The organism is Pseudomonas sp. XP2, from assembly GCF_053557975.1.
In genome coordinates, this window is sequence record NZ_JBNRIK010000012.1 from 108,811 (window position 1) to 118,408 (window position 9,598).

Genomic DNA, 9,598 nt, shown 5'->3' on the forward strand with positions numbered 1-9,598 from the left:
CAACCCCTTGGCCAGCGCCATCGCCCTGGCCATCGCCGGCCTCGCCGTGCCCGCATTCGCCGCCGAACCCGCAGACCGCCTCGACACCGTGGTCGTGGTCGGCACCCATCGCAGCGACGTCACCGCCCTGCAAAGCGCCGCCCCGGTCGATGTGCTGAGCGGTGAAAAACTCCAGGAAACCGGCGCCAGCGACCTGTCCGCAGCACTCACCGCGCTTTCGCCCTCGTTCAGCTTCCCGCAGTCGCCCCAGGGCGCCTTTGCCGGTTCCATCGCGCAGGGCGCCTCGCTGCGCGGCCTGGCTTCGGATCAGGTGCTGGTGCTGGTCAACGGCAAGCGCCGCCACACCAGTGCCAACGTCACCCGTCAGGGCCTGGTCAACGCCCGTGGCGCGGCAGCCGTGGACCTCAGCCTGATCCCGCTGTCGGCCATCGAACGGGTAGAAATCCTGCGCGATGGTGCGGCCGCCCAGTACGGCTCGGACGCTATTGCCGGGGTGATCAACATTGTCCTCAAGGAGCGCGACGAAGGCGGTAACGCCGGCTACCGCTTCGGCGGCTACAAAAAAGGCGACGGCCTGCAGCGCAAGCTCAGCGGCTGGAAGGGCTTTGCCTTGCCCAACGACGGCTTCCTGACCCTGGCCTTCGACGCCGGCAGCCAAGACCCTGCCAGCGACACCCGCGACGACAACCGCCTGTTCTACCCCGGTTCCACCCGCATCGATACCCCGCGCGAGCAGAACAACCGCCACCGCAACTGGCGCTGGGGTTCGGGCAATGTCTCGGACCAGTACAACTTCACTGCCAACGCCGAAATGGGTTTGAGCGAGGGGCTGAGCGCCTACGGTTTCGCCACCTATGCGCACAAGAATACCGATGCAGAGAACTTCTTCGACCCGCCCACCACACTGCGCAACAACTACGGCAGCGTAGCCCTGGCGCGCTACCCGGACGGCCGCCTGCCGGTCACCCGCTACGGCCTGGAAGACGTTGCCGTCACCGGGGGCTTGCGCTTCGAGGACCAGGCCCTGGGCAAATTCGACCTGGCGCTCAACTACGGCGACAACCGGGTCGACTCCACCGACCGCGACGCCATCAACCCCAGCTGGGGCAGCGCAAGCCCCTCGACCATCTACACCGGCCGCCGCGAAGCCGACCAGACCAACCTGACCCTGGACTGGACCCGTGACTTCGCCAACGACTGGCTGTTCAAGCCGTTGACCGTTTCCGCCGGGCTGGCCTGGCGCCAGGAACACTACGACCTCAGCGAAGGCGACGCCGCCGGTTGGTCCAACGGGCCGCTGTTCAATACGATCGACCCCATCACCGGCCGACGCATCCCTGGCTACTACTCGGGCATCACCCAGGTCGATGCCGTGTCACTGGACCGCCGCGTGATCGGTGCCTACTTCGATGTCGAAGCCCAGCTGACCGAAAAATTCCAGGCCGGCGTGGCCGTGCGCAGCGAGCATTATTCGGACTTTGGCGATACCACCAACGGCAAGCTGTCGCTGCGCTACGACTTCACCCCGCAGATCGCCGCACGCGCCAGCGCCAGCACCGGCTACCGTGCGCCTTCGCTGGTGCAGAGCGGGCTGTCGTCGTTCAGTGTGCAGGTGGTGGAACAGCCACCGGGCAGTGGCAACTGGGTCGAGGTGCAGCAACGCACCCTGCGCGCCGACAGCCCAGAGGCAGCCTTGCTCGGAGGCAAGGCGCTGAAACCGGAAGAGTCGACCAACTTCTCCGTGGGCCTGGTCTGGCGGCCATTGCCTAACGCCTCGGTCACACTCGACGCCTACCGTATTGACATCGACAACCGCATCACCCTGTCCGACCAGTTGCCTGCAGCGGTGGTAGGCCCGATCTTCGCCGGTACGCCCTACGCCAACATCCAGAGCGCGGCGTTCTATACCAACATTGCCGACACCCGCACCGACGGTTTCGAGCTGGCAGGCCATTACCAGCTGGATGCGGGCCGCTGGGGGCGCGTGGATTTCAACGGCGGTTACGCGCGCAACAACACCCGCATTACCGGGCTGGACGATGTGGGCAGCATCCCCGGCAACCAGATCATTGGCCGCAACACCCAGGGGCTGATCGAGGATGGCACGCCCGAGGACAAGCTGACCCTCAGTGCCAACTGGCTGTATGACGGCTGGAGCGTCACCGTGGCCCAGCGCCGTTATGGTGAATGGAAGAACCGCAACGCTGCCAACCCCACGCTGGACCAGACCTTCAGCCCGCAGTGGGTGACCGACCTGGACGTGTCGTACCGCTTCGACCTGGGCCTGACCTTGTCGGCGGGCGCGATCAACCTGTTCGACAGCCACCCGGACAAGCTGGAAGGTGCGCAGCTGTATGGCGTGCCCAAGTATTCCATCACCAGCCCGGAAGGGGCGCAGGGAGCGTTCTACTACACCAGCGTGAGTTACGACTTCTAGCTGAAACCAGGTTGTCTTCTTCGCGGGCTCGCCCGCGAAGAATCCAGCACCGATGCTGCTGACTGACTGCTGCTGTAGCAGCACCTCGCTGCTGCTCAAGCATCACCCTCGCCCTCCAGCCCCGCAATACGGGGCTCCCGCCCCCTGGCACAGCTCTTGCGATACACCTTTACCTTCTGCTTTCCCAAGGCCAGCCATGCGCGTGCTCCCTCATCTTTCCTGGTTCATCTCCCCCTTGGCCCTGCTTACCTGCTGGGCGGTGGTGGCCAATGCCGGGCTGTTTCCGGCCAACCTGCTGATCCCGCCGCTGGAGGTGTGGCACAGCCTCACCGACCTGCTGGCCACCGGCGAGTTACAAGAGCACTTGGCTGGCAGCCTGTCGCGACTGGCCCTGGGCTTTACCGGCGGCGCACTGGCAGGCCTTGGTTTCGGCGCGGCGCTGGCCTTGTCGAAGACCGTGGAGGCCTACTGCGCACCGCTGTTCCACACCCTGCGCCAAGTGCCCAGCATTGCGCTGATCCCGATGTTCGTCCTGCTGTTTGGCGTGGATGAAACCTTCAAGGTGGTCATCGTCGCCAAGACTGCGTTTTTCCCGGTGGCACTGGCCACCTGCGAAGGTATCCGCGCCATCCCACGCAGCCATTTCGAAGTGGCGGCGGTGTACCGCCTGCGCTGGCCCACGCTGGTAGGCCGGATCGCCCTGCCCGCTGCGGTGCCGGCGATCGTCACCGGCATACGCGTGGCCCTGACCCGCGCCTGGGTGGTGCTGGTGGCGTGCGAGCTGCTGGCAGCCGACAGTGGCCTAGGGCAGATGATCGAGATGGGCCGGCAGATGCTGCGCATCGACGTAGTGATGGTTGGCGTGGTGCTGACGGGGCTGATCGGTTTCACCCTGGACTACACCCTGCGCCGCGTGGAACGACACTTGTCCGCCTGGCAAAGCCGTTGAGGAGGCTGTGATGAAACGAGCTGATTTGCGTGGCCTGGTACTGCCACTGTTGCTGCTCGGCGCCTGGGAGTACGCCTCGCGCCAAGGGGCGGCCGGGGCCTATGCGTTCGTGCCACTGGCGCAGGTGGGTACGGCACTGGCCGAACTGCTGGGCAGCGGCGAATTGCTGGTCAACCTGTGGGCCAGCCTGTTGCGCACCTGCAGCGGCCTGGCCATCGGCATGGTCGGCGGTGTCGGGCTGGGTGCGTTGATGGCCCTGTCCACACCCGCCAACCGCCTGATCGCGCCGCTGTTCCATGCCTTGCGCCAGGTGCCGATGTTGGGCTGGATCCCGCTGATCGCCTTGTGGCTGGGTAACGGCGAAGGCGCCAAGCTGCTCATCGTAAGCCTGGCAGCGTTGTACCCGATGGTGCTCAACACCTTCGAGAGCCTGCGCCAGGTTGCAGGCCAGCACCGCGAAGCGGCACGGGTGCTGATGCTCGGCCGCTGGCAGCAGCTTTGGCTGATCCTGTTGCCCGCCGCACTGCCAGGCATTGCCGCCGGGGTGCTGCAAGCCTTGGCCTTCGCCTGGGTTACCTCAGTGGGCAGCGAGCTGTTCCTGTCTGCCGGGGCCGGCCTGGGCAGCCTGATGATGAACGCCGAAGCTGCGGCGCGCATGGAGATCATTGTGGTCTGTGTGCTGTGCATCGGCCTGAGTGGCTACCTGATGTCCTGGCTGTGCACCCTGCTCACCCGCCGCCTGCTGCGCTGGCGCACCAACCATTGAAAGGCCCGACCATGAACGCCATCGCTCACGCTTTACCCACCACCGCCAGCACTGGCGCGCTGACCATTCGCGGCCTGAACAAGGCGTACCCGCTCAAAGGCAAGCATGTACCGGTGCTCGAAGGCATCGACCTGGACATCCGTCCTGGCGAATTCGTCAGCATTGTCGGCGCCAGCGGCTGTGGCAAATCAACCCTGCTGCGGCTGATCGTCGGCCTCGACCAGGACTACCAAGGGCAGATCCTGCTAGACCGGCAACCCGTGCGCGGGCCGGGCCTGGAGCGCGGTATCGTGTTCCAGGACCACCGCCTGTTCCCGTGGATGACCCTGCAGCAGAACATTGCCCTGGCCTTGAAAAACCATGCGCTCCCCGCAGAGGAGAAAAACCGCCTGGTAGCCGAGCACATCGAACTGGTGGGGCTGAGTGGTTACGAGCAGGCCTACCCGCACCAGCTGTCCGGGGGCATGGCCCAGCGCGCGGCAATTGCCCGGGCGTTGGTGAACAAGCCCAAGGTGCTGTTGCTGGACGAACCGCTCGGCGCACTGGATGCCTTGACCCGGGTACGGTTGCAGCAGGAGCTGCAGCGCATCTGGGTGCAGGAACGCTGCACGGTCATCATGGTGACCCATGACATCGAGGAAGCACTGTACCTGGGTGACCGGGTGCTCGTCATGGATGCGCACCCGGGGCGCATTCGCGAGGATTTGCGTATCGACCTGCCGCACCCGCGCCAGCGGGACAGCCAGGTGTTGCAGGGGTACAAGCAGCGGTTACTGGGCGAGCTGGTGGGGCATTGAGCGCGAACGGTACTGTGCCTGGACCTCAACAAGGAGCTTCGCACACGCACCAAACACGTCGACCAGCGTATCCTCAAGCAATAGCTGCGTCCTTGAAGTTCAGGCTATGATCGGGCCCTATGCCTCGGACGTCCTGCCCATGCGCGTAGACCTTCAAGCCTTGTACCCCAGGCTCATCCACCTGAGGCTGGACACCGTGTTCGTGGTCGACAGGGACAACCAGATCGTCTTCATCAGCGATGCCTGCCCATCAGTGGATACACGCAAATTCACCCACAGGGGCACCACCATGCATGACCCTGAAAGCACCCTGCTCGACAGTTGGCAACACAACGCCCGGGCCTGGATCGACGCCGTGCGCAGTGGCGCCATCGAGAGCCGTCGGCAAGTTACCGACCAGGCCATTTTGCTGACCATCCTTGGCCGCCAGCCCGGACGGGTGCTGGACCTGGGCTGTGGTGAGGGCTGGCTGCTGCGTGCACTGGACGACCGCGGTATCGAAAGCGTGGGCGTCGATGGCGACCGGGCACTGGTAGAGGCCGCGCGCGCTGCGGGCTCGGCCGAAGTGCACCTGGCCAGCTATGCGCAGCTTGCCGATACGCAGGTTTATGTGGGCAAGGGCTATGACCTGGTCTGTGCCAACTTTGCGCTGTTGCACCAGGACATCATCCCGCTGTTGGCGGCGATGAATGAGTTGCTTGTGCAAGGAGGGGCGCTGGTGATCCAGACCCTGCACCCCTGGAGCGTGGCGGGCGGTGACTATCAGGATGGCTGGCGAGAGGAGTCTTTTGCCGGCTTTGCCGGGGACTGGCAACCGATGCCGTGGTACTTCCGGACTTTGGCCAGCTGGCTGAATGCACTGGACATGGCCGGCTTGCGGCTGGTCAGTTTGCAGGAACCACAGCACCCGCAAAGTGCGGTGCCGCAGTCGCTGTTGATGGTGGCTGAGCGCCCCTGAGGCATACACGCTCGGTGCAGGAGCAGCCTTGCGCCACTCCTGCACCGACCGCGTCGGGGTCAGAGGACCGGCTTGCGCGCCGCGCCGCTGCGGGCCTTGGCCATGGCCGCCAGGCGCACCGGGACGTTGGCCGCACCGTAACCGGCATAGCCGCCCTTGCGCTGAATGATCTCGAAGAAGAAACGGTCCTCGAACGGCTCGGTGTACACGTGGAACAGCTCGCCGCCCTGAGCATCGCGGTCGTACAACACGTTGTAGTACGCCAGTTCGCTGAGGAACTCGTCATCAAAATCGAAGCGCGCCGCCAGGTCGTCGTAGTAGTTCAGCGGGATTTCCAGCAGCGGTACACCTGCCAGCTTGGCACGCGCCACTTCACGGAAGATATCTGCACAATCGAAGGCGATGTGATGAACCCCCGAGCCACGGTAGCTGGACAATGCATGAGCGATGGCGGTATTGCGGTTTTCCGAGATGTTCAGCGGTAGGCGCAAAGTGCCGCACTGGCTGCGCAGGGCGCGGCTCTTGACCAGGCCATACGGGTCGGGCAGCACCACTTCGTCGTCGGCGGCGAAGCCGAACAGGCTCTTGTAGAACAGCACCCAGCTGTCCAGCGACTCGGCTGGCAGGGCCAGGGCCATATGGTCGATGCGGCGCAGGCCGCCAGTGGCCGCTGCATCCTTGTCCAGGCTGAAATCGGTGTCGTACAGGGTGTGGCCGGCGGTGCCCTGCTCTACCAGGTACAGCAGGCTGCCATCCGGCGCACGCACCGCCGGCACTTCGCACTCGTTGGGGCCGACCAGGCCGCGGAACGGCTGCCCGCGGAAGGCCGTGGCACGCTTCAGGGCGGCTTGCTGGTCGTTGACCCGCAGCGCGGTGGCGCACAGCGACGGGCCATGGGCCTCGAAGAAGTTGTGGCCGAAGGAGTACGGTTCGGCGTTCAGGACAATGTTGATATCGCCCTGGCGCAGCAGTTGCACTTCCTTGCTACGGTGCTTGCCGGCTTCGGCAAAACCCAGGCGCTTGAGCCAGCTGCCCAGGCGCGCCCCAACGGCTTCGTCGACTGCAAACTCAAGGAACTCCACGCCGTCATAGGTACTGGCCGCTGGTGGAGTGAACAGCACGCCAGGTTCGATCGGCGTGTTTTCCTGCTCCAGGCGCAAGCGGGTCTGTTCTTCGAGGTACAACAGCGACCGCAGACCATCGGCGGCATTCTGCCGGGTGGGCGCGGCGCGGAAGCCATCGTTGAAGATCTCCAGCGACAGCGGGCCGCGGTAGCCAGTGGCAAGAATCGGCGCCAGGAAACCGGCCATGTCCATTTCGCCCTGCCCCGGGAAGCAGCGGAAGTGACGGCTCCATTCCAGCACATCCATGGCCAGGATCGGCGCGTCGGCCATTTGCACGAAGAAGATCTTGTCGCCTGGGATGTCGCGGATCGCGCTCGGGTCGCCCTTGAGCGACAAGGTGTGGAAGCTGTCGAGGATCACCCCGAGGGCCGGGTGGTCCGCCTGGCGTACCAGGTTCCAGACTTGCTGGTAAGTGTTGACGTGGCGGCCCCAGGCCAGGGCTTCATAGCCAATGCGCAGGCCACGTTTGCCGGCATGCTCGGCTAAAAGGCGCAGGTCGTCGACCAGCAGCTGTTCGTCACCCAGGGCATCGGCCTGAACGTTGCTGCACACCAGCACCAGGTCGGTACCCAGCTCTTGCATAAGGTCGAACTTGCGCTCGGCGCGGTCGAGGTTTTTTTGCAGGCGGTCGCGGCGGCAGCCTTCAAAGTCGCGGAACGGCTGGAACAGGGTGATGGCGATGCCCAGATCGGCGCACATCTGGCGCACCTGGCGCGGGCTGCCAGCGTAATAGAGCAAGTCGTTTTCGAAGATCTCGACGCCGTCAAAACCGGCGGCGGCGATGGCTTCGAGCTTTTCCGGCAGGGTGCCGCTCAAGGACACGGTAGCGATCGAACGCTGCATGGCGGGAGTTCCTTGTTGTTAGAAAATGACGGTGCCAGTCGGGTAAAAAAACCACTGTCACAGTTTATGGCACGATCAATTATTCGCAGGTAAAGTCGTCGCTTCAATCCCTTTGTACGGAATGGTTAGTTTTGCGTTCGATTATCGCACAAAACCCGTTTTAACGAATTGCTAGACCGCTGGCCCGTGGTCAACATGGACCACAGACGCAGGCATACCGACCACTGCCTCCTGCCCTGGCTAACCAACGGCGGAACCTGCGCAAACAACAATAACAACGGAGACAACGATGGCTCACTCCAGCTCGCAAGCCAAAAAAGCGACCGCCAGTGGATGGATAGGCTCGGCACTCGAGTACTACGACTTCTTCATCTACGCCCAGGCCGCTGCACTGATCTTCCCACAGATCTTCTTCCCCAATACCGACCCGAAAATGGCCATCATCGCCTCGCTGGCCACCTACGGTGTGGGCTATCTGGCGCGTCCGGTCGGTGCCTTCGTGCTGGGCCACTGGGGTGACACCCGCGGGCGCAAGAACGTACTGCTGCTGTGCATGTTCCTGATGGGCTTGTCGACCATGGCGGTAGGCCTGCTGCCCACCTACCACGACATCGGTTACCTCGCGCCAGCCTTGCTGGTGGTGCTGCGCCTGATCCAGGGCTTTGCCGTGGCCGGGGAAATCTCCGGGGCCAGTTCCATGATCATGGAGCATGCGCCGTTCGGTCGAAGAGGCTACTACGCCAGTTTCACCCTGCAAGGCGTACAGGCCGGCCAGGTGCTGGCGGCGGCAGTGTTCCTGCCACTGGCTTACTTCATGCCTAGCGAAGCCTTTACCGAATGGGGCTGGCGCATTCCGTTCCTGATGAGCGCCATCGTGCTGATCGCAGGCTTCATCATCCGCAAGGAAGTGCATGAAACCCCGGCATTCGTGAAGGAAGAGAAGCAGGAAAAGGTTGCCAAGTCGCCCATCAGCGAAGCCTTCCGTCACAGCTGGAAGCACATGGTGCTGGTGATGTTCATGGCCTTGATGAACGTGATTCCGGTGGTGGCCACCATCTTCGGCGCAGCCTACGCGGTGCAGCCGGCCTATGGCATCGGCTTCGACAAGAGCGTGTACCTGTGGATCCCGGTGGTCGGCAACATCGTCGCGGTACTGGTGATTCCGTTTATCGGCAACCTGTCGGACAAGATCGGCCGTCGCCCGACCATGATCGCCGGCTGCCTGGGCTCTGGCCTGCTGGCCTTCGTTTACCTGTATGCGATCAGCATCCAGAACGTGCCAATGGCATTCGCCGCCTCGATCGTGATGTGGGGCATGGTGTATCAGGGTTACAACGCGGTGTTCCCAAGCTTCTACCCAGAGCTGTTCCACACCCGCTACCGCGTTTCGGCCATGGCCATCGCGCAAAACATCGGCACCATGCTGACCGCCATGCTGCCCGCGCTGTTCGCCCTGGTTGCACCGCCTGGCTCGGACAACATCCCGCTGGTGGTCGGTAGCCTGGCGTTCTTCATCACCTGCGTGTGCGCCCTGGCCGCTTACATTGCCCCGGAAACCCACCGCCTGGCGATGGAAGACCTGGGTAACCCGAACGCCAAGCCGATGGAAAAGGCAGCGTATGAGGCGAGCCGCAAGGGTAGCTTTCAGGCGGTGAGCCACTGATAGACCGCCGGGGCGCTTCGCGCCCCATTCGCGGCACAAGGCCGCTCCCACAAAGACCGCC

At 63.9% G+C, this 9,598-nt stretch carries 7 protein-coding genes; 6 read left to right on the forward strand and 1 reads right to left on the reverse strand.

The features are described from left to right. The first annotated feature begins 7 nt into the window (after positions 1–7). The 5 genes from ACK1VC_RS15060 (at position 8) to ACK1VC_RS15080 (ending at position 5,907) form a co-directional block, all read left to right on the forward strand. Positions 8–2,437 (forward strand): TonB-dependent receptor plug domain-containing protein, encoded by a 2,430-nt coding sequence (locus ACK1VC_RS15060; protein ID WP_449117978.1) that lies wholly within the window; start codon positions 8–10, stop codon positions 2,435–2,437. Between the two features lie 196 nt (positions 2,438–2,633). Then, positions 2,634–3,386: an ABC transporter permease gene (locus tag ACK1VC_RS15065; RefSeq protein ID WP_060518762.1), complete on the forward strand. Its 753-nt coding sequence runs from the start codon at positions 2,634–2,636 to the stop codon at positions 3,384–3,386. A 10-nt stretch (positions 3,387–3,396) separates the two neighbouring features. Continuing rightward, positions 3,397–4,152 (forward strand): ABC transporter permease, encoded by a 756-nt coding sequence (locus ACK1VC_RS15070; RefSeq protein ID WP_016486031.1) that lies wholly within the window; start codon positions 3,397–3,399, stop codon positions 4,150–4,152. A gap of 11 nt (positions 4,153–4,163) precedes the next feature. After that, a complete protein-coding gene (locus tag ACK1VC_RS15075) occupies positions 4,164–4,949 on the forward strand; it encodes an ABC transporter ATP-binding protein (RefSeq protein WP_016486030.1) in 786 nt (261 codons plus the stop codon). A 289-nt stretch (positions 4,950–5,238) separates the two neighbouring features. Next, positions 5,239–5,907, forward strand: coding sequence for a class I SAM-dependent methyltransferase (locus ACK1VC_RS15080; protein WP_024717695.1), 669 nt, complete (start codon positions 5,239–5,241; stop codon positions 5,905–5,907). Between the two features lie 59 nt (positions 5,908–5,966). On the opposite strand, the gene quiC is transcribed toward ACK1VC_RS15080, so the two are convergent. Then, complete coding sequence (quiC, locus tag ACK1VC_RS15085; RefSeq protein ID WP_060518764.1) at positions 5,967–7,874, reverse strand: 3-dehydroshikimate dehydratase QuiC; 1,908 nt, start codon at positions 7,872–7,874, stop codon at positions 5,967–5,969. A gap of 289 nt (positions 7,875–8,163) precedes the next feature. Here quiC and ACK1VC_RS15090 point away from each other — a divergent pair, with 289 nt between their 5' ends. Further along, entirely contained in the window at positions 8,164–9,537 is a 1,374-nt protein-coding gene (locus ACK1VC_RS15090; protein WP_016486027.1) for an MFS transporter, read from the forward strand. Positions 9,538–9,598: the final 61 nt, after the last annotated feature.